This is a genomic window from Pedobacter duraquae, assembly GCF_004362245.1.
GTDB lineage: Bacteria > Bacteroidota > Bacteroidia > Sphingobacteriales > Sphingobacteriaceae > Pedobacter > Pedobacter duraquae.
Map to the genome: position 1 here is coordinate 224,375 of NZ_SNWM01000003.1, position 21,295 is coordinate 245,669.

The 21,295-nt window shown below is 41.3% G+C and carries 21 protein-coding genes; 6 read left to right on the plus strand and 15 right to left on the minus strand.

Annotation, left to right across the window (positions count from 1 at the left end; translation table 11 throughout):
* Positions 1 to 25: 25 nt before the first annotated feature.
* The 6 genes from CLV32_RS12445 to CLV32_RS12470 all read right to left on the minus strand — a co-directional run bounded on the left by CLV32_RS12445 (position 26) and on the right by CLV32_RS12470 (position 6,360).
* Complete coding sequence (locus CLV32_RS12445) at positions 26 to 703, minus strand: OmpA family protein (RefSeq protein WP_133555991.1); 678 nt, start codon at positions 701 to 703, stop codon at positions 26 to 28.
* Positions 704 to 841: 138 nt separating this feature from the next.
* Complete coding sequence (locus CLV32_RS12450) at positions 842 to 1,540, minus strand: ABC transporter ATP-binding protein (protein WP_133555993.1); 699 nt, start codon at positions 1,538 to 1,540, stop codon at positions 842 to 844.
* Positions 1,540 to 3,096 carry a DUF5687 family protein gene (locus CLV32_RS12455; RefSeq protein WP_243732301.1) on the minus strand — a complete coding sequence of 519 codons (1,557 nt, stop codon included), beginning with the start codon at positions 3,094 to 3,096 and terminating at the stop codon, positions 1,540 to 1,542. The genes CLV32_RS12450 and CLV32_RS12455 overlap by 1 nt, the downstream gene beginning before the upstream one ends.
* Complete coding sequence (locus CLV32_RS12460; RefSeq protein ID WP_133555997.1) at positions 3,017 to 4,297, minus strand: replication-associated recombination protein A; 1,281 nt, start codon at positions 4,295 to 4,297, stop codon at positions 3,017 to 3,019. Before CLV32_RS12460 ends, CLV32_RS12455 begins: the two co-directional genes overlap by 80 nt.
* A gap of 18 nt (positions 4,298 to 4,315) precedes the next feature.
* Positions 4,316 to 5,533 carry a DEAD/DEAH box helicase gene (locus CLV32_RS12465; protein ID WP_133555999.1) on the minus strand — a complete coding sequence of 406 codons (1,218 nt, stop codon included), beginning with the start codon at positions 5,531 to 5,533 and terminating at the stop codon, positions 4,316 to 4,318.
* An 89-nt stretch (positions 5,534 to 5,622) separates the two neighbouring features.
* Entirely contained in the window at positions 5,623 to 6,360 is a 738-nt protein-coding gene (locus CLV32_RS12470) for a DUF4197 domain-containing protein (protein WP_133556001.1), read from the minus strand.
* Between the two features lie 152 nt (positions 6,361 to 6,512).
* Here CLV32_RS12470 and CLV32_RS12475 point away from each other — a divergent pair, with 152 nt between their 5' ends.
* Both CLV32_RS12475 and CLV32_RS12480 read left to right on the plus strand, forming a co-directional pair.
* A complete protein-coding gene (locus tag CLV32_RS12475; RefSeq protein ID WP_394346175.1) occupies positions 6,513 to 7,094 on the plus strand; it encodes an RNA polymerase sigma factor in 582 nt (193 codons plus the stop codon).
* Positions 7,087 to 7,731 (plus strand): hypothetical protein, encoded by a 645-nt coding sequence (locus CLV32_RS12480; protein WP_133556005.1) that lies wholly within the window; start codon positions 7,087 to 7,089, stop codon positions 7,729 to 7,731. The genes CLV32_RS12475 and CLV32_RS12480 overlap by 8 nt, the downstream gene beginning before the upstream one ends.
* A gap of 1 nt (position 7,732) precedes the next feature.
* On the opposite strand, the gene CLV32_RS12485 is transcribed toward CLV32_RS12480, so the two are convergent.
* The 8 genes from CLV32_RS12485 to CLV32_RS12520 form a co-directional block, all read right to left on the minus strand.
* Positions 7,733 to 8,746, minus strand: a complete 1,014-nt coding sequence (locus CLV32_RS12485; protein WP_133556007.1) for an inorganic phosphate transporter — start codon at positions 8,744 to 8,746, stop codon at positions 7,733 to 7,735.
* A gap of 10 nt (positions 8,747 to 8,756) precedes the next feature.
* The gene (locus CLV32_RS12490) at positions 8,757 to 9,398 is read right to left on the minus strand and encodes a DUF47 domain-containing protein (RefSeq protein WP_133556009.1); all 642 of its coding nucleotides are present in this window, start codon (positions 9,396 to 9,398) and stop codon (positions 8,757 to 8,759) included.
* A gap of 150 nt (positions 9,399 to 9,548) precedes the next feature.
* The gene (locus CLV32_RS12495) at positions 9,549 to 10,574 is read right to left on the minus strand and encodes a sensor histidine kinase (RefSeq protein ID WP_133556011.1); all 1,026 of its coding nucleotides are present in this window, start codon (positions 10,572 to 10,574) and stop codon (positions 9,549 to 9,551) included.
* A gap of 49 nt (positions 10,575 to 10,623) precedes the next feature.
* The gene (locus tag CLV32_RS12500; RefSeq protein ID WP_133556013.1) at positions 10,624 to 11,394 is read right to left on the minus strand and encodes a TIGR03915 family putative DNA repair protein; all 771 of its coding nucleotides are present in this window, start codon (positions 11,392 to 11,394) and stop codon (positions 10,624 to 10,626) included.
* On the minus strand, positions 11,394 to 12,650 hold the full coding sequence (locus tag CLV32_RS12505) for a putative DNA modification/repair radical SAM protein (protein WP_133556015.1): 1,257 nt from the start codon (positions 12,648 to 12,650) through the stop codon (positions 11,394 to 11,396). Before CLV32_RS12505 ends, CLV32_RS12500 begins: the two co-directional genes overlap by 1 nt.
* Positions 12,651 to 12,704: 54 nt before the next feature.
* Positions 12,705 to 13,364, minus strand: a complete 660-nt coding sequence (locus tag CLV32_RS12510; RefSeq protein WP_133556017.1) for an HD domain-containing protein — start codon at positions 13,362 to 13,364, stop codon at positions 12,705 to 12,707.
* Between the two features lie 20 nt (positions 13,365 to 13,384).
* Positions 13,385 to 13,666: a helix-turn-helix domain-containing protein gene (locus CLV32_RS12515; protein ID WP_133556019.1), complete on the minus strand. Its 282-nt coding sequence runs from the start codon at positions 13,664 to 13,666 to the stop codon at positions 13,385 to 13,387.
* Between the two features lie 63 nt (positions 13,667 to 13,729).
* Entirely contained in the window at positions 13,730 to 14,932 is a 1,203-nt protein-coding gene (locus tag CLV32_RS12520; protein WP_133556021.1) for a THUMP domain-containing class I SAM-dependent RNA methyltransferase, read from the minus strand.
* 71 nt (positions 14,933 to 15,003) lie between these two features.
* Here CLV32_RS12520 and CLV32_RS12525 point away from each other — a divergent pair, with 71 nt between their 5' ends.
* The 4 genes from CLV32_RS12525 to CLV32_RS12540 all read left to right on the plus strand — a co-directional run bounded on the left by CLV32_RS12525 (position 15,004) and on the right by CLV32_RS12540 (position 20,422).
* Positions 15,004 to 15,372 (plus strand): DUF3127 domain-containing protein, encoded by a 369-nt coding sequence (locus CLV32_RS12525; protein WP_133556023.1) that lies wholly within the window; start codon positions 15,004 to 15,006, stop codon positions 15,370 to 15,372.
* A 162-nt stretch (positions 15,373 to 15,534) separates the two neighbouring features.
* Positions 15,535 to 17,361, plus strand: coding sequence for a sensor histidine kinase (locus CLV32_RS12530; protein ID WP_133556024.1), 1,827 nt, complete (start codon positions 15,535 to 15,537; stop codon positions 17,359 to 17,361).
* On the plus strand, positions 17,358 to 18,053 hold the full coding sequence (locus CLV32_RS12535; protein ID WP_133556026.1) for a response regulator transcription factor: 696 nt from the start codon (positions 17,358 to 17,360) through the stop codon (positions 18,051 to 18,053). Before CLV32_RS12530 ends, CLV32_RS12535 begins: the two co-directional genes overlap by 4 nt.
* 92 nt (positions 18,054 to 18,145) lie before the next feature.
* Positions 18,146 to 20,422 (plus strand): helix-turn-helix domain-containing protein, encoded by a 2,277-nt coding sequence (locus CLV32_RS12540; RefSeq protein ID WP_133556028.1) that lies wholly within the window; start codon positions 18,146 to 18,148, stop codon positions 20,420 to 20,422.
* Here the strand turns inward: CLV32_RS12540 and dapF are convergent.
* Entirely contained in the window at positions 20,419 to 21,207 is a 789-nt protein-coding gene (gene dapF / locus CLV32_RS12545) for a diaminopimelate epimerase (protein WP_133556030.1), read from the minus strand. The genes CLV32_RS12540 and dapF overlap by 4 nt on opposite strands.
* Positions 21,208 to 21,295: the final 88 nt, after the last annotated feature.

Consider the following 21,295-nt stretch of genomic DNA (forward strand, 5'->3'; position numbering starts at 1 on the left):
GCCCTTCTTATTTATAACGAAGGTATTATCCTTCTGTTTTAGCTTGGTTTTTTAATTGATCGTTCGCTACAATCACGATTTCTACACGACGGTTAGCCGCACGGCCTGCATCAGTAGTGTTATCACCAATAGGCTCACTAAATCCTTTACCCACTGTTACCAGTCTTGCAGAAGGAACACCTTGCGCCACAGCATAAGCTTTAACGGCAGCAGCTCTTCTTTCCGATAAGCTCATATTGTATGCCTCTGTACCTTTATTATCAGTATGACCGATAATTTTAACGTCGGTTCCAGGATACTGATTTAACGAACTTGCCAATGTTTGGATATTCCCTTTTGCAGCATCTTTAAGTGTGTTGCTATCAAAATCAAAAAGAATACCGCTATCAAATTTTACAATGATACCTTCACCTTCACGTATTACTTCGGCGTTAGGAATTGCGGTCTTGATCTCCGCTGCCTGTTTATCCATTCTTCTACCAATGAATCCACCTGCAGTTCCACCAACAGCACCGCCAATAATTGCACCTACAGCAGTATTACCAGCTTTCTTACCTATGATAGCACCGATTACACCGCCTGCAGCAGCACCTATGCCGGCACCTTTTTGTGTTTTTGTTAAGCTGTCACACCCTTGGAAAGCCATTGCACTGATCGCTAATGCGATGCTAAATGCTGCTATTTTAAATTTTGAAGTCATCATAAATCAATTGTTATTATAGATTCACTAAATCAAACCTGATGCCAAGTCGGTTTTTTTGTGCTTTATTGTTGTACAACAAGAATATGACAGAGTTATCTACCATTAAGATTTGATATATGACTTGTTTACTGGACAGTATTATTCCGAAAAATAGGCTTCAAGCTCCTGAAGGGTGTTTTCCGTGGTATGGATGTCTTTGATGATTTTTCCTTTTTCCATGAGTATAATGCGATCACAGACATCTGTAACATGGTTCAGATCATGACTGGAAATCAAAGTAGTTACGCTATGTGTTACTTTGAGTTTCTTAACCAATGCCTTCAATCGAATCTGCGTTGTGGGGTCCAGATTAGCAAACGGCTCATCAAGAACGAGCAATTCCGGGTTTTGCATCAATGCTGCGGCGATCCCAATTTTGTTCTGGTTACCCTTAGAGAAATCCCTGACATATTTACCGCTGTTCAGAATTTCACCATTAAAAAATTCCTGATATTGTTTGAGGTAGTCGGTAACATGGGCGATGCTCATGTTATGCAGGCTACCTATAAAGATGAAATATTCTTCGGGTGTCAGGTAATCAATCAGAAAGCCTTCATCGAGATAAGAAGCTGTATATGCTTTCCATTGATCAGTTGAGGCGACATTTAAAGATTTCGAAAGGATTTCTCCACCATCTGGTCTGATCAGATCCAGTAGCATCCTGAAGAGCGTTGTTTTACCAGCACCGTTGTTACCCACCAGACCTATGGTCTCGCCTGCATTAAAGTGCAGATCTGCAATGTCTACTACGGTGCGGCCCGCGTAAACTTTTTTTAGGTTTTTTATTTCTACGATCATTATTTTTCTCTGAAGCCTTCGGCGATTTTATATTTTCTTTTATTAAATTCTTTCACTAAAAATTCCACCCAGAAGTTCCTGGTAAAAAGCCCGGCGAGACCTAATACACCCAATACAGCCAGCCCCCAGTATGGATTGGTTAGGTAGTTAACGAGTGCGTAAACTCCAATAGGTGTTAACAAGACAGGTAAGCCCATAATCATGGAAGTGCCCCCTACACCCTGAAAGTTGAAGCTGGAGCCCTTGCTTAAATCTATTGCCTTATAGTTCCTTGTAGCCATGTAGAGAACCATAACAGTAGCGATTCCAATGCTGTAGAAATAGGCTGCAAACTGGATCAGCAGAATCTTCCAGCTGATCAGTCCGTACAGGCTAACTACTAAGGTCAGTACTGTAGATGATATGGTAAACAGCAGGAACTTTGCTTTAATGAAATTCTTAATACTTACTCTGCTGGTCAGGATTCCATCAAACTCAGCACTCTGCCATCCAAACATAAACTGTCCATAGAGCATCACCATATTGCCGGTCATAAAAACCGCGGCAAAAATCATCATGAAGAATTGATTCTTATCTAGAAACTGTGTTTTGTAAAATAGGAACCCGTAAAATATAAACAGCAGTCCTTTTGATACAGTTGATTTGCTTCTTTTGTTTCTAAGAATTAACTTGATTTCTACAGCAGCAAGCGTTCCGACTTCACCGAAACGATCCAGAAAGGGGTAGTCAGTGCTTGATTTTTTTTCTTCTCCATAACTGAGTTCTTCTGCATATAGATTATTTCTGAGATATCTGGAATTGATGGTGAAGATCAACACAGCGAGAAGGGTAAAAACTAATGCCAGGGGAGGCCAGAGGGCTACTTTGCTAAAAATAATATTTGATATTGCCGCAATAGAAAAGAGCTGGAAATATTCTAGCAAAGCCAAGGCAATTAAAAGCAGTAGACCTGTAGCTACGAAAGCGATGTTGACCATAGATAGCCGCTTAACGTATAATGCCAGATAGTTATTGAATACTGACAGGGAAACGATGGACAGCATATACATCAACGCTGCCGTTACACCCAGGGTATTGCTAATGTTCATTAGGCAGAATGGAAAAAAGATGAACATCGGGATGATGTTGAATGCAGAGAACAGGGCTCTGATATTTAGAAAACTTACGATCTTTTTTTTGGGGATATTGAGGTGTAGATAAGGCACAATACTTAGTGTTGGTAGTTCCTGTAGCTGGAGTCTGGAAATAAATTCCAGTGCGAAATAGTACAAAATTAACCCGTTGAAGACTACTATAATGTCCTTGTTAGGAAAGATGCCTGGAATAATACGCCCCATCAGCACCCCTGCGGCTATAGCGCAGGCAAGTAAATATAGGATTGCGATGCCCATAATTATCTGAACAGCTATGTTCGTGTTTTTGCCTCTGGATCTGCGGAAAGCGATCCATTGGTGGTTTAGAAAGGTTAGGAGCATATTAATAGTTGTATTTGTTTTTCCAATTCTGTTTGAGTTTTTCCCTGAGCTTTTCTTCTGCCGGATTTTTCCCTGGGTCATATAATTTTGTTCCACTGATCAAATCAGGCAAAAATTCCTGTTCAACGAAGTTCCCTTCATAGCTGTGCGCATATTGGTAGTCTTTTCCATAACCAATATTCTTCATCAGTTTAGTTGGTGCGTTTCTAATATGTAATGGGACTGGCAAGTTGCCTGATTGTTTCACCAGTTGTTGTGCTTTATTTATGGCTTCGTATGAAGCATTGCTTTTAGCGGAGGAAGCCATATACGTAACGGCTTGTGCCAGAATGATTCTGGCTTCAGGATAACCGATAACATTAACTGCCTGAAAACAATTATTTGCAAGTAATAAAGCGTTAGGATTTGCATTTCCAATATCTTCAGAGGCAAGGATGAGCAACCTGCGCGCGATAAAAAGTGGATCTTCACCACCTTCTATCATCCGGGCCAGCCAGTAAACTGCTGCATTGGGATCGCTGCCTCTGATGGATTTGATAAAAGCGGAGATAATATCATAATGCTGCTCCCCGGCTTTATCATAGAGTGCCAGGTTTTGCTGTGCATGGGCCAGTACGTTTTCGTTGGTAAGTACAATTGTTTTACCGCCAATACCTGTAACTGCAATTTCAAGTACATTAAGCAATTTGCGTGCATCACCGCCAGATAACCGGATCAGCGCCTCGTGCTCTTTGATCGTAATCTTTTTTTCTTTCAAGACGATGTCCTGCGTGATCGCCGTTTGGAGCAAACCAGACAGTTCGTCTTCATCTAATGACTTTAATATATATACCTGCGATCTGGATAATAATGCGGATATTACTTCGAAAGAGGGATTTTCTGTAGTTGCCCCGATCAGTGTAACGAGTCCACGCTCCACGGCGCCAAGAAGACTGTCTTGTTGCGATTTGCTGAACCGGTGAATCTCGTCAATGAAAAGAATAGGTAGCCCCATCAGGCTATCTTTAAGTGCTGCTGCTCTTTCGATAACATCCCTGATATCCTTAACTCCGGAATTAATGGCGCTTAGGTTAAAAAATGGCCGATCCAGGGTTTGGGAAATAATATAGGCGAGGGTGGTTTTTCCAACACCGGGCGGCCCCCAAAATATCATGGAGGGCAGCTGCCCGCTTAGAATGGCTTTCCGCAAAACGGCATCCGGACCTACCAGGTGTTTTTGACCAACGTACTCGTCCAGGTTTTGTGGTCGCATACGTTCAGCCAAAGGTGGTAAGTTTTGCATAACAGTAAAGTTAACGAATTATTCCGCTTTCTTTTTCCAGATTCTGCGTTTTGGTTTTCCGTTATGGGGTTTCTTAGGTTTGTCCTGAATGATCTGTCCTTCGGGAGATTCACCCAGTTCTTCGGGAACGGCCATCCGTGGGATTGGCTTATCAATCAGTTTCTCGATATTGGCAAACTTGCGTTTATCCTTATCGTTAACCAGTGTAATGGCGGTTCCTTTTGTTGCTGCTCTTGCTGTTCTTCCAATCCTGTGTACATAGTCTTCAGGATCGTGAGGCACATCGAAATTGATGACCAGCGAGATGCCTTCTACATCAATACCCCTTGATAACACATCTGTTCCAATAAGAACCGGAACACGTTTATTTTTGAATTCCAGTAAGATCGCTTCGCGTTCCTTCTGCCCCAGATCTGAGTGAAATGCCTCAGCTTTGAATCCCAATCCACGAAGTACTTTACCTAATGCTTTAACTTTATCTTTTGTAGAAGCGAAGATTAGCGCTGTAGGGTAGACAACAGGATCAAGAATCTTGCTGAGCAATTTAATCTTTTGGCTATCCTGGATGAAATATGCCTGTTGGTTAATGCCCTCCGCCGGTTGAGAAATAGATATGCTGATCTGCTCAGGGTTGTGCAGCAGCTTAGCTGCCAACGTTCTGATTTTTGGCGGCATCGTTGCTGAGAAAAGTACAGTCTGTCTTTTATGCGGCAGGAAGCTGATTATCTTCATGATATCATCATAAAAACCCATGTCGAGCATGCGGTCGGCCTCATCCAATACCAGGTGTTCCAGCTGATCGAGTTTAAGCAATCCCGATGACAGGTGAGATATTAATCTTCCTGGAGTGGCAATAATCATATCTACACCTTCACGCATAGATCTTTTCTGTTGCTCATAGGCAATGCCATCGCCACCGCCATAAACCGTCAGTGAACTGATATTGGTAAAATAGGATAGGGCCTCTACCTGAAGGTCAATTTGCTGGGCAAGTTCACGGGTAGGTGCTAATATAAGCGTGTTGTTGTGACGTTCTGCTGTATTGCTGATCCGATTCATAATAGGCAACAGATATGCACCGGTTTTTCCGGTACCAGTCTGTGCACATGCAATCAAATCTTTTTTTGCCAGTATTAAAGGAATGGCCTGTTCCTGTATGGGTGTAGCATTTCTAAACCCCATCGCTAATAACCCTTCTAGTAAGTCAGGGTTGAAATTAAAATCTTTAAAATCCAATATACTTGTTGTGATAAATATGTATTCTCTATAAAAGTAATGCTAATTTTTATTAAAATGTAGTTTATTACCTGTTAAGATGTTACCTGTTATTTTTTCTTATCTGCATAACCGAACACTTTTTGCAACAACGTAGTAGAACGTGCTCCGATGTTGTCCCGGATTTTCAATTCTTCCTGCGCTACTTCCAAAAACATTCCATCGATAGCTTTTTGTGCGACGTAGCTAGATAGATCGGTATTAACCGGTTTTACTAGTGGTAAACGGTTATATTGTGCAGCAGCATCAGTCCAATATTTTGTTGCACCAACTTTATTCAGGCTATTGGTAATTACCGGACTAAATTTGGCCATCAATTGTGCTGTGGTTACACGTTTGAAATAGGTAGTCGCGGCATCTTTATTTCCCAGGAGGATATTGGTCGCATCTGTGATTGTCATTTGCTTAATAGCATCAATAAAGATTGGCTTGGCTTCTTTTGCGGCATCTTCGGCTGCTCTGTTTAAACTGGTAATCACATTGTCGGCCACAGAACCTAAGCCAATGCTCCGCAGTGTTTTTTCTACTTTCTGAGCTTCTGGAGGGAATAGTATCTTAACAGCAAGATTACCCAAAAAGCCATCTTTAGCTGATAAGCGGTCTGCACCTGCGGAAGTACCAATTTCCAATGCTTGTTTTATGCCCAGCCCGATTTCGGATGCTGTAGGTGTAGCACCCGTGGGAAGCTGTTTAAGGATATTGCCTATCTGAGACTGGCTTTGCACATCACAGCTGTTAAATAAAAAGCAAGCTAACAGGGAAATGGTAAATAGTTGAATGTGTTTCATTACTGATGGTTTGTTTGGGTATACGTTTAAGTTAACAAAACTCCGGCCATATCCTGCTGTTTTTTTAAAAAAGGGATCTGGCCTCTTTGTAAAAATTATCCCGGGTTATGGATAAATATTTTTATACTTGGGTAAATAACGAAGAATCATCCTTGAAGTTTATAAAGAACAGCAGTAAGACGACAACGGCCCTTGGCGATCTGGAATGTATCGATGTGTATAAAAAAAGTGGTGACCTGGAGATTTTGGGCACCCTGTACAATCGATACATGCATCTGGTGTTTGGGGTATGTCTGAATTATCTGAAAGATGAAGAGGAAAGCCGGGATGCGGTAATGCAAATTTTCGAAGAACTTGTAGTCAAACTGCGGATTCATCAGGTGCAGAATTTTAAAAGCTGGCTCCACGTACTTACACGCAATCATTGTTTGATGGTTTTGCGTAAGAAATCGCGTAGTTCTACCGTCTCATTAGAAGAGGCGCTTGTGGAAAACACTGATTTTGTGCATCTAGATGTTGACGATGCAAAGGAATCGAAATTGACGGTGATGGAAGCGTGCATGCAAACACTCACTGAAGAACAGCGGATTTGTGTAGATTTGTTTTATCTGCAGGAAAAGTGTTATAAAGAAATCGTTGATGTTACCGGATATGATATGAATAGGGTGAAGAGTTATATCCAGAATGGTAAAAGGAATTTGAAAATTTGTATAGAGAAAAACAGTGGTGAATAACGACTTTTTAGATATCGACCTACTAACGGATTACCTCGACGGGAAGCTGGACGTGAAGACTATGAACAGAATCGAGCGCGAAGCGTTAGAAGATCCTTTTGTGGCAGAAGCTTTGGCAGGTTTGAGTAATTCTAACCGATCTGTTCAATCACTTTCGATACTGCAAAAGCAGTTGGCTGAGCGTATTGGAGAGCAACAGCAACATAAAAAAACTGCCGTGATTACCTGGCAGCGACTGAGCATAGGAGCTACCGCAGCAGTGCTTTTTGTTACGGTAAGCATTGTATTCTGGATGCGCGAAGAAAATAGACGTAAACAAGCTGTGAATGCACCTGTAGAAGTAGTTATTGCGCCATCAAAAAAGGCTGAAGGATCAGTATTGATGCCGACAATAGGGATGAAGAACTATGTGCTCTGGTTGAATAAGCACAACTTGCTGATAGGGAAAGGTCAGGCAGGGAAAAGTGTTACTTTAAATTTCCACATCGATAGCAAGGGTAGACCCGTTGATATTCACATAACCTCTGGCTTAGCAGAGCAGTATGATCAGGAGGCCATTCGTCTAATTAAAGAAGGGCCCGACTGGGAAGCTGGTGCCGACCAGTCGGAAGTAATAAGTTTAAAAGTTGGTTTTTAATCTACAGGAAGAATAGATAAATAATGCCGTAAACAATACCTGCTAAGGTAGCGGAAACGGGAATTGTAAGTACCCAAGCCCATAATAAGCTAACGGTTACACCCCACCTTACAGCAGATACTCTTTTCAATAGACCGACACCTACAATAGAGCCCGTGATAGTATGCGTAGTGGATACGGGAATACCAAAATATTCAGTGATACCTAAGGTGATTGCGCCGGCACTTTCGGCAGCCACACCTTCAAAAGCATTTACTTTGGTGATCTTCGTGCCCATTGTTTTCACAATCTTCCAGCCGCCACTCATTGTTCCAAGTGAAATTGCGGCGTAGCAGGAAATGGGAATCCATTCTGGCATTGTCTCGTCAACCTTAAGTACTTTTGCGGCAATCATGGCTACGTAAATAATTCCCATAACTTTCTGAGCATCATTACCCCCATGGGTGAAACTAAGTGCAGCCGAAGAGATCAGCTGCAGGCGTTTAAACCATTTCTCTGCGATCGATGGCCTGGCGTTTTTTGAAATATGTAAAATAATGATGGAAATAATTACAGAAACCATCATCCCTATTACAGGAGCAAGGACAATAAAGGCAACAGTTTTAAGGATTGGAGCAAGGTTAATAGCAGACATCGCAGAACTTCCTACGGTTACTGCTTTAGCCATACCGGCACCAGCAAAGCCACCAATTAGCGTGTGCGATGAGCTGGAAGGTATTCCAAACCACCAGGTAAAAAGATTCCAGGCTATTGCGGCGATTAGACCTGCGAGAATAACTTCAAGTGTGATAAATTGTTCAAGAACAGTCTTGGCAATAGTGTTTGCCACTTTATGTTCTGTGAAAACAAAGTAAGCAACCATGTTGAACAGTGCGGCCCATAAAACGGCCTGAAATGGAGTAAGTACCTTCGTAGATACAATTGTAGCAATGGAATTTGCTGCATCATGGAATCCATTAATGTAGTCAAAGCCGATGGCCAATATAATTACAACAACCAATAAGGTAGGTATCATTCTTTAGGTATTAAGCATTTTTAACAAGAATAGATTCCAATACGTTGGCGGCATCTTCACATTTATCTGTGGCCATTTCCAAAGTTTGGAGTACTTCTTTTTGTTTGATGAGTTCGATAGCGTTTGTTTCAAATTCAAAAAGACGGGCAATAGCAAGATTACATACATAATCTGCCTGATTTTCGCCGCTATTGATCCTTACACAGGCATCCGCTATCACTCGGATATTTTTAAAGCTTCTCAGTTCTTTGATCGCTTTATCTAAATCTGTACACATCTCTACCAGGAGCTCTGCCAATTTAATCATGGCATCGCCAATATTGGTGATGTTGTACAACTCTATGTTTGTTGCTGAAGCATGGATATAGTCAGCAATATCATCAACAGCACTTGCAAGGGCGTGGATATCTTCCCTGTCAAACGGAGTGATGAAATTTTTGCTTAATTCCAGGAAGATAGAATGCGTGATGTCATCCCCCACATGTTCCAGACGCTCAATTTCTTTGATATACTCTTTCCTTTTTTCAAGGTCGGTAGTGCTTAATGCAAGTAGTAAAGCTTCAGAGATCTTTAAAGAATTGCTTCCGGCCTGCTCGAATAAAGGCTGGAATTTTTTGTCTTTCGGCGTAAAGAACTTAAAAATGTTATTCATCTATATGTTGTTAATTATCTAGTTGCCTTCTCGGAGCTGGAGGCGTTAAAGCCGCCATTCCTCGGCGCAATTAAATTATGATACAAATGTAGAATTGCAATGTTAAGTTAATGTTAACTATTGCGAATGATTTGCCATTCGGACGTCTTTTTAACCAGCCTTTTCTAAGGTAAAAGCAAACGTAGTACCGATCTGCAGCGTGCTTCTCACAGAAATGATTTGCTGATGCGCTTCAAGAATATGTTTTACAATGGCCAGTCCGAGGCCAGTACCCCCAACCTCCCTGGATCTGTGAGAGTCAATTCTATAGAAGCGTTCAAAGAGGCGAGGCAGATGTTTTTCGTCAATACCGATGCCGTCGTCTGTTACCTCAATCAGGTATTGATCATGCAGTTCAAATATTTTAATGGCCGTTGATCCTGGATCCTTGCCATACTTAATGGAATTCTGAATCAGGTTGATCAGTACCTGTCTGATTTTCTCGCGATCAGCATTCACTAATGCGGGATGCATATATTTTTCTTTGAAAGATAGCTTGACATTTTTTGTTTTTGCTTTGTCTTCCAATCCTTCCATTACCTCCTTGGCCAGGCCAACAAAATCGAACTTTTCAAAGTTTATAGGAACCTCCCCACTTTCGAGCTTTGAAATAGCATCAAGATCATTAATCAGGTAACTCAAGCGTTCCACGTTTTTTTCTGCTTTGTTCAGGAATTTCGCTGCCATCTCCGGATCGTCAAGCAAACAGTCTTGTAATGTTTCTATATATCCCTGAATTGCAAATAAGGGTGTTTTAAATTCATGAGATACGTTTGATAGAAATTCCCTTCTGAACTGTTCCTGCTTTTTTAGAATCTCTATCTCTTTTTTCTTGGCGCCTGCCCATTCTTTAACTTCCTGCTCTACATCGTTAATCGGATCAGAACTTACATATTCTCCCAGGGCATCCTTTAGATCTTTTCCCAGTTTTAAGTTATGAATCATCTTGTAGATTAATTTTACCTTGGAATAGATATATTTCTCCATCAGGTAATAAAAAACTATAAAACTTGTGATGAAAGATACGCCAAATGACACTGCAAGATAATAGAAGCTATTCTGGAAGTGGAAGTTTACCAGACTGATAGATAGAGCTACTGCGAAAGCAGTGATCAATACGAGTACGCTGAGTTTCATGGTAGCAATTTACAAGATTAAATGAGAAATTGAAGTCCTAAGCTGAATTTTAGTGATCCAGTTGCTTCTCGGTTAGGTATTTCCAATAACGTTTTGGTACATGCTGAATGTGTAATTTCATGTTTTTACGCGCGGGAATATTTGTGCTCTTAAAATAGTCTTTCCACAAGCAAGCATATAGGTTTTCTTTCTCAGATAATGACTGGATTGCGGGCTGTGTTCTGTTGGTAATGTTTTTAAACTCCATCTGAATTTCTTCAACCTTGTGGAGGTCGTAAAACAGACCATAGTGACGCTTTATATCATATATTATCCACTGTTGGTCTGCATACCTGTTTTTGAAATGCGTAAGCAATAAAGGCAATACATTAAAGTCCGGGTCTATTCCGCAGTAAAAGATACCATCAGCAGTATGCTGAAATCTGATAAAAGCTTCCATTCTATGCTTTTCCCGCTCTACTTTCCTAGCCATCTGTGCTACGTGTAATACGGCTTCATTGCCGTAATTGGCTTCCGCGCCTTTAGGATTCTGGAATAAATAACAGATCATGTCAAAGAGATGCTGGAAAGTATCGGGCTGCTCTGATAAGTAGGCACAATAAATCCTTCTGGTCCATCCCTTTTCTAGTTTTTCGCTTAATCCCTTCCATACGCGGTGTGCCTTAGCGGAGTTATTAAAGACTTCAAATAAGACGTCAAAGGCAGTAGGTTGATGCTGTTTGATGGTTAATAGTTTAATAGGCCCAGGCTTTCGTTCAAACCATTCGAAGACCGCACAAAACAGACCCTCCATGCTGCCGTCGAAAATAAACGTAGTCATCAGAAGAGAATAAGTTGTTGAATATCGTTCTTTAAATATTTACTCTGACTTTCTGCAAGAATAAAAGATTTGATTTGGGTATTTTGATATTCTCTAAGTTGCATCGGCGAATCTGAACAGCGGATAAAATATTTTGCTCGGTTATACGCAATACCAATTTTTTGCAATTGGTCGATCCGCAGTCTGCCAAATTTGCGTGCCTGAACGATCTTTTTTGCGGATCCCACGCCAATGCCGGGAACTCTCAAAATCATTTTATAACTAGCTACATTGATATCTATAGGGAAAAATTGCAGGTTGCGTAAAGCCCAGCTTAGCTTGGGATCAATATCTATATCCAAATGGGGATTGGCATCGTTTAGAAGTTCATTTACGTTAAATCCGTAAAAACGCATTAACCAATCGGTCTGATATAATCGATTTTCGCGTACTAAGGGTGGCTGCGAGCCTAATATCGGTAGTCTGCTGTCGTTACTAATTGGAATATAGCCAGAATAGTAGACTCTTCTTAAAGAAAAGTTTTTATAAAAAGCATCAGCGGTCTGCATAATCTCTTTGTCCGTTTCTGGTGTGGCCCCAATAACCATTTGGGTGCTTTGGCCGGCAGGGACAAATGTCGGTACATTTTTTATGAGTTTCTTCTCGTCCTTGAATTGTACAATTTGGTTCTGTACAAGTTTGAGCGGATCTATTACTTCTTTGTGTGTTTTTTCAGGGGCAAGAAGCTTTAATCCGCTTTCTGTGGGCATCTCAAGATTTATGCTCATCCGGTCAGCATATAGTCCGGCTTCCCTAATCAGATCCTCGCTTGCTCCGGGAATAGTTTTTAAATGAATATAGCCATTGTATCGCTCTTCGAGACGTAACTTTTTAACAACCCTCAGCAGTCGTTCCATAGTGAAATCGGCATTCTTGAAAATGCCAGAACTTAAAAAGAGCCCTTCAATAAAATTCCGGCGATAAAAATTCATCGTCAGTTCTACAACCTCGTCTACAGTAAAGGCTGCACGGGTGATGTCATTGCTTTTGCGGGAGACACAATATGCACAATCAAAGATGCAATGATTCGTCAGCAGAATTTTTAAGAGGGACACGCAGCGGCCATCTTCAGTATAGGTATGGCAAATGCCAGAGTTGTGACCGTTGCCCAGGCCCTTGTTATCATTTTTCCGGGTGCTGCCACTCGACGAGCAGGAAACATCATATTTTGCTGCATCAGCAAGAATGCTTAGCTTTTCTCTAATACGCTCTGACATATAGTTTATTTACTAACAAATATAGTAAATAAACTATTCGCTTTAGTAAATGTTTTATGCTTTTCCTTCCCACTCCTGGTAGAATTCTTCCAGATAGGTTAACATGAAGTTGTGTCTTTTTTCTGCGAGGGTTTTACCGGTTTGAGTTTTCATCAGATCCTTCAATCGCAGTAACTTTTCGTAAAAATGATTGATGGTGGGGGCTTGGGTGTTTTTGTATTCTTCCTTTGTCATTTCCAATACCGGTTTGATCTCCGGATCGTACAAAATGCGATTCTTATATCCGCCGTAGGTGAAAGCCCGGGCGATTCCAATGGCGCCTATTGCATCCAGGCGATCGGCATCCTGAACGATGTCTAGCTCTGCGGATTGAAAGGTGATGGTACCTAGACTGCTCTTGTAGCTTAAGTTACGGATAATCTCCTGAACATGCCGAATTATTTCTTGGTTTAGGTCTAAGGACTTCATGAATTCACCCGCCTTAAAGGGCCCTATTTCCTCGTCGCCGTTGTTAAATTTAGCATCTGCAATATCGTGAAGCAAAGCAGCCAGGCTAACAACAAGGGGATCTCCCTTTTCAAGCTGATTGATAGTTAGTGCAGTTTTATAGACACGGTCTATATGAAACCAGTCGTGCCCGGCTTCAGCGCCCGCTAAGGTTTGTTTAACAAATTTTATAGTTTTTTCAAGGATGAGATTTGAATCAGTTTGCATAAAGCAAAGGTATTCAAATATTAGATGAGCTGTGTAGAACTTGCCCTTGAGTTGACTGCTGTACGCATAAATTCTGTCTGATCAAAAGTAATAAGCTGTGTTACTTCCACTTCCAGAATGTCTGCAATCTGAAATAGTCTGTCTAGCGTGATTTTACTATATGCGAGTTCGATTTTACTGTATGCGTTTTGCGAGATACCCAGTTTTGCAGCCAGGTAGTCCTGGGTGTAATGTCTGAATTCTCTTACTTTGCGGATGTTCCCGGCTACTAATTTTGGTTTTAACTCCAAGGCTTCTTTCATATAACTGGCAATTGATGTTCCACATATAAACGAGAAAAATTAACAGTCAGATTTAACGCGGGATTACGCTCCTGTTGATGTTGGTCTTACTGGCCTTTTCTCGTCAGGTCTTTTTGATCCATCATACAGTTCATATTCAAGCATTCTGCAATCAAGTTTGCCGTTATAAAATTCTACTTTCCGTGCCGCTTTCAGCCCAATTTTTTTAGCGAGATCAGGATTGCCGGTAAAGATATAACCTGTGTAACCCTTGCAGTTCTGCTTCATAAAATCGCCGATTCTTTTGTAGGTACTTTCCAGAACGGTGTGCACACCAAGGCGTTCTCCGTATTCAGGGTTAAAGACTACAACGCCTTTACCACCCTCGGGAACAGGTGTGTCTGCAAAATCGCAAACTTCAAAGGTAATCAGTGTGTCGACACCGGCAGTTTTTGCGTTTTTACGGCTCACATCAACTGCATCTTCAGAGATATCTGTGGCGATAATTTGCAGGTCGATATTTTTGATTACCTGATCCTTTAAGATTCTTCTTTCAGCAAAAAATTCCTCTTCGTTATAGCCAATTATGTGCATAAAGCCATAGTTCATTCTAAATAGGCCAGGTCTTCTGTTTGTAGCAAGCAGGGCGGCTTCTATGGCAAGTGTACCTGAGCCGCACATCGGGTTTACAAATGGCGACTTATGATCCCAGGTTGTACTCATTACTACGCTTGCAGCAAGGGCTTCAAGCATTGGTGCTTTTCCAGGGATTTTGCGATAACCGTGCTTGGCAAGTGTTTCGCCCGAGGTATCGATAAAGATATCTGCTTCGTCATCTTTCCAATATAGGTGAACAACAGCCTTGTTGGCGTCGGATCCTGAATTTGGACGAATGCCTTTTTTCTCCTTGATACGATCCACAATAGCGTCCTTAACTTTAAGGTTGGCAAAAAGCGGTGTCGTGATGGTTTCGTTATCCACATTCGATGTAACAGAAAAATATCCAGAGAAATCGATCAGTTCCTCCCAGGGAAGGTCAACTACTTCTCTATACAATTCTTCGGGGCTGTTGATCTTGAAACTGCGCAATGCATAAAGTATCTGACTTGCACAGCGCAGGTTCAGGTTCAGTTTAATACATTCCGTCAATGTAATGTTCAGCTCAACACCTGTAGGGAAATCCCTGACAATGGTATAGCCTAAAGCTTCAACCTCCTGAACCAGGTATTTTGAAAGCCTTTTATTGCAGGTTATAATAACCTTACTTTTTGTGTGGAAAACTTGCATAATTTATTCTGCGAAGTTATCAATAAAAATATAGAGATTTGAACTTGTAAGAAGAATAAAGAGTAGTTGTTATGGAAATCAAAGGAAAAGTGCACGAAATTGGCGCATTACAACAGGTAAGTGAAACGTTTAAAAAACGCGATCTAATTATAGAATACGCAGAAAACCCGACTTATCCTGAATATATTAGATTTGAAGCTTTACAAGATAAAACCGCATTATTTGATAGCTTGAAGACTGGAGATGATGTAGAAGTTTCTTTTAACCTGCGTGGTCGTCCATGGACAGACAAAACAGGTAAAGTGTCTTATTTCAACAGTCTTGTTGTTTGGAGAATCAATGCTTTGACTAACAATGCCTCGGCAGGATCAACCCCTGAATATGCGCCGCCAGTAGATCTGAGCAGCAAACCAGGTGAAGACGATGATCTGCCCTTCTAAAGATCTTTTTTAAGGACAAATTGAACCATGAGTGCCGGAAATGTTTTTCCGGCATTTTTTTTGGCTGATAATCTTGTTTGGACTGCGGCCTGCAAGCATGTTAAAATTTGTTAAAATACATGCAAACTGCCTCCGCTTCTTTATTTTTGGATTGCTAAAAGAATGAAAAAGAGAGGATTTTGGTTTATAACCGGCTTGATGAGCCTGGCACTGCTTGGTGTTGTTGTAATGCAATTGTATTACATTAAGCAAGCATATAGCCTGAATTCGCAGTTGTTTGAGCAAAACGTAAACCAGGTGCTCAGTAATGTGGTTAATAAAATACAGGCAAATAATGCATTTAGCCACTATAACGATAAGAATAACGAATGGCGCTATCGCCGGGAGAAGGGACATGAGCGCCAGATCCGTACGATTGCTGAACTGAAGGAAAAGCAAATCAAGGAAAATGCTGATCGTAGGATCGCCCAGCAAAAGCGAATTGTTGACGACCTCAATTTTCAAGACAGTGTGATCCGCGCTGAATACAGAAATCCCAGTATTATTCCGGAAGACAAGTTTATTGCGCTGGGTAGTCAAACGACCACGCCTTTAAATCTGGATGTAGAATTTAAGCTGGACGATGACATGAATATGGTTAGTGGTAAGATCCGTAATTCATTCAAGGCAGAAGTGGGAAAGACCTTTTCAATGCGACCTAACTCTTTGCCAGATACCATCCGCTACCTGGCTTATAGCCTCACAGATGGGCAGCCATTAAAAATTTCTTTGGCAAGTGTAGATGGTGCACTGGAAGCAAAGTTCAGGAGTGAAGATGTTATAGCTGCACGCCGCCATGAGCAGGAATTGAGACAGCTGGAAGCAGATACGGTTAGTTCCTATTCGTCACAGATTGGATTGGTCGAAGCCGCCGCCAAAGAAGTAGCTAATGCAAAAGAGCCATTAAGCAGAAGAATTTCCAAGGATAAACTGGACACGTTAATCAAAAAAGAACTACTTAACAAAAACATAACATTAAACTATGATTTCTGGGTAAAGGAAGCAAATAGGGATACTGTCCTTTATCGAAAAGCCGCCAATATTTCAGGTGATGTGCTTCCATCAAACACTTATAAAACTACGATTTTTAACCGCGATGTTCGTCGTGATCCCGGAATGTTATATCTGAGCTTCCCCGATCAGCAGTCGGCGATATTTGGCAATATGAGTGCTACGCTGGCCTCGTCGGGTATTTTGCTGCTGGTTTTGATTGTTATCTTCTCTTATACCCTCTACACCATTCTTCGCCAGAAAAAAATCTCTGAAATGAAGACAGATTTCATCAACAACATGACGCATGAGTTTAAGACTCCGGTTGCCACCATCATGATTGCCAGCGAGGCACTGAAGGATCCCGAGATCGTAGAGGATAAAAGCAGGATCAAGCGACTGGCAGGTATCATCTATGATGAAAACGTACGTCTTGGTAATCACATTGAGCGTGTACTGAGTATCGCCCGCCTGGAAAAAAGAGAGCTTCACATGGAGCGCACTGAAGTTCATATTAACGAATTGGTGAGTGCTGTAATGGATAGCATGCAGCTACAGCTTCAGAAAAAGGACGCCAGTATAAAGATGGAACTTCAGGCCGATCCGGATATTGTTATAGGTGATGAGTTACATCTATCCAACGTGATTTATAATCTCATTGATAACGCAAATAAATATAGCGTAACAAATCCGCAGATTACCGTCAAAACACGAAGTACTAACAGATCGTTAATTATCGAAGTTGCTGATGAAGGAATTGGGATGACGAAAGAACAGTCTAAGCGGATATTTGACCAGTTTTATAGGGTTCCTACAGGAAACTTGCACGATGTTAAAGGATTTGGTTTAGGTTTGAACTATGTGCAGGATGTATTGCTGCAAATGGATGGAACCGTTAAAGTTCAAAGCGAAAAAGATAAAGGAACACTATTTATAATCACATTACCCCTGCACAAATGAAAAAAGTTTTACTGGTAGAAGATGATCCAAACCTTGGTTTATTATTGCAGGACTATCTGCAGTTGAAGGGGAAATTTGATGTTGTACTTTGTACAGATGGTGAAGAGGGTTTGAAGAGTTTCAATAAGCAGGCTTTCGATCTCTGTATTCTCGACGTGATGATGCCTAAAAAAGATGGATTTACGCTAGGTAAGGAAATCAGGAAAATTAACCAGCATGTTCCGATCATCTTTGCAACGGCGAAAGCCATGATGGAAGATAAAGCTTCGGCCTATGATCTTGGCGGTGATGATTACATTACAAAACCTTTCAGGATAGAAGAGCTCTTGTTGCGTATTAATGCCCTGTTAAAACGTGTGGCCAATGCCGAAATTCCCGATGCCGGACCACAACAAACTCAGTTTGAAATAGGCAACTATATATTTGATTATACAACACAAATGATTCATTTGAATGGGCAGCAACAAAAACTTTCTACTAAGGAAGCGGAGTTACTGCAATTGCTTTGTTTAAAAAAGAACGCGGTGCTTACGCGTGAAGAAGCCTTGCTGAGCATTTGGCATGATGACAACTATTTTAATGGACGCAGTATGGATGTTTTCCTTAGCAAACTGAGGAAATACCTGCGGGAGGATCCTAAAGTTGAAATTCTTAATGTACATGGCAAGGGCTATAAGTTACTGGTTAATTAACCAACTGGATTCTGATACCCTCGATAATGCGCTTTATTTGCTAAGCGTAAATTAGGGTTGAATACCAAACAGAACAATCTTACCTTTGCAGCATGTCTGAAATCAATCCTGCTGAACTTGCTGCCCGGTTTATCAATTATACATCACGGCATATTTTTCTAACGGGTAAAGCAGGTACGGGTAAGACCACTTTTCTCAGGAGCTTGATTGCCGAGACTCACAAAAAGGCCGTAATTGTGGCTCCCACGGGAATTGCTGCAATTAATGCCGCAGGTGTTACTATACATTCACTTTTTCAGCTTCCATTTGGCACTTATCTTCCCAAACAGCCATCAGTTGGTGACAGTCATTTTGATCAGCAGTACACCACACCGAAATCTATTGTTCGTCATTTGCAGATGAATGCAACCAAGCGCAAGATCTTTTTAGATCTGGAGTTGCTTATTATCGACGAAGTAAGTATGCTGAGAGCAGACCTGTTGGATGCGATGGATATGGTGTTGCGCTATCTGAGAAAAAATAATACAAGTTTTGGCGGAGTACAGGTGTTGTTTATCGGGGATCTGCACCAGCTACCACCGGTCGTAAAATCCAGCGAATGGAATCTGCTGGGTGAGTTTTACAAAAGTGCATTCTTTTTTGATGCCCTGGCTTTACAGCATAACCCGCCTGTATACATAGAACTTGAGAAAATCTACCGGCAGGCAGATGAGGTATTTATAAGTTTACTCAATAATCTCCGAAATAATACAATTACGATACAGGATACTGATCTTCTAAAAACTTATTATAAGGAAAATTTTGTGCCGGCAAAAGAGGATAAGTATATCACTTTAACCACGCACAACCAACGTGCTGATGCCTTGAACAAACAAAGTTTGGAAGCACTTAAAGAGCCTGTATGGTATTATAAATCGGAGATCGAAGATGATTTTTCTGAAAGTTCTTTCCCTGCCGAAGCTACCCTTGCGTTGAAAGTGGGCGCACAGATCATGTTCATCAAGAACGATACGAGCTCTGATAAAAGATTTTTTAACGGAAAGATCGCTACGGTAGTCGCATTAAAACAGGATAGTATTGAGGTGCAGACAGAGGGTATATCGGAAAAGATTATCCTTGAAAAATTTACCTGGAAGAATATTCGTTATACTACCGATCGCGTTACGCACGAGATACAGGAGGAAGTAGTCGGCAAGTTTACACAGTACCCCGTGAAGTTGGCCTGGGCAATTACCGTTCATAAGAGTCAGGGTCTTACCTTTGATAAGGCTATCATCGACATTGGAAATGCTTTTGCTCCCGGACAGATCTACGTGGCATTATCCCGATTACGTTCGTTAGATGGTCTCGTGTTAACTTCACTGATTTCTGGATCAGGCATTCGTCAGGATCCCAATGTTTCGCTGTTTTCCAGAAATAAGCAGGAAGTAGAAGTCCTTGGTGAACAGATGAAGGTAGAGAGTGAACATTTTTTGCGCAACTATCTATTGCAATGTTTTGATTTATCACGACTCGATAATTTTGTATATGAGCATGTGCATTCGTATACTATGGATATTAATAAATCTGCTAAGCAAAAGCATCATAAATGGGCGCAGCTGCTGCTTAAAGAGCTATCGGAACTTCGAGTGCATGCAGATAAATTCAGAGGACAAATCCAGCGGCTGTCGATGGACAGGAGTCTCGCAGGATTGGAAGCACTATTGGATCGTACGATCGCTGCGGAGCACTACTTCAGCCCGCTGCTGCAGAAAATGTCTAAGAATATCTTTGACAGGATGGAACTGGTGAAACAGGATAAGCAGGTAGTTGCTTTTCTGACTGAGTTGCTGGAAATGGAGGCTATGTTTTACGAGCAGTATAAATCCGTTAGGAAAGGGGTAGCCTTACTTCGTGCGACAATCAAAGGAGAGGATTTTACAAAAAATGACGTCAATAAACTTTTAAATCAGGCTGATAGGGAATTCCAGATGCAAAAAGTATTTGCGATGCCCAACACGATCGATTTTACTGCTAAAAAGGGTAAAAGCCTTAAAACACCTGCAGCAAAAAAAGCTAAAGAGCCAAAAGAAGACACCAAAGATCTCTCACTTCAGCTACATCGTGAGGGGAAAACGATCACTGAAATTGCAGCGGCCCGCAAATTGGTAATCGGGACTATTGAAGCGCATTTGGCGCACTTTGTGGCAAAGCAGGAAATCGATGCAAAAGATATCATCAGCCGTAGGAAGCTGGATGAGATCATGGCGACAATTAAAAAATTAAAAACACTACAGATGAACCCTATTCGTGAACATCTTGGGCGTGATTACAGTTTTGGGGAGATTAAGATCGGAATTGCCGCGCATCTGGCTGAAGGGGGTGATTAAATACTTACCGAGCCTCCGAACACCCGCTCTGCAGGCCCACAAAGAAAAACGTCTGAAAAGAGAGTTCCGTCATAATTGAAGTCGATACGCAGCTCTCCACCCTTAACCTGTATAGGTTGGCTCAGTTTACCTGTTTTTCCATTTTTCTTAGCCATGGCCATGGCCACCGCCGTTACACCTGTTCCGCAGGCAAAGGTTTCATCCTCCACGCCGCGTTCAAAAGTCCGAACGAAGAAACGGTCTCCTTTATCTTCTATGAAGTTTACATTGATTCCGTTTTCACGATAAGTATCGTTATTGCGAATTTCAAAGCCTGCCTGATAGACGTCGAGATCCTCAAGATCCGTCACCTGTGTTACATAATGCGGTGAACCTGTATTCAAAATTGACGCAGCTCCGTCGGTGAAAATCTCTTCAACATCTATCATTTGGAGGTCTACCCAATTGCCTTCAGCTGAAATTTTGGCATAGTGCGGCCCATCTACTGCCAAAAAGTTAGTTTCCATGGTGATAAGATTCAGGTGTTTAGCAAAAGCAACGATGCATCGCCCACCATTGCCACACATGCTACCCAACCTGCCATCTGCATTAAAATAACGCATTTCAAAATCATAGTCCGCGTGACTATTCAGTAACATCAAGCCATCTGCACCGATGCCAAAACGCCTGTCACAAAGTTTTTTTATATCTTTAGTACTCAGGTTATTGAAATTCTGACTTCTGTTGTCGATCAGAATGAAGTCATTACCTGCACCCTGATATTTATAAAACGGTATTGTCGTCATATGGCATGTTTGCGTTTTAACATTTTTTAACAAATTTTATGATGTTAAGGCGATACAAATATCGTTCATATGGTATTAAATTTGACTA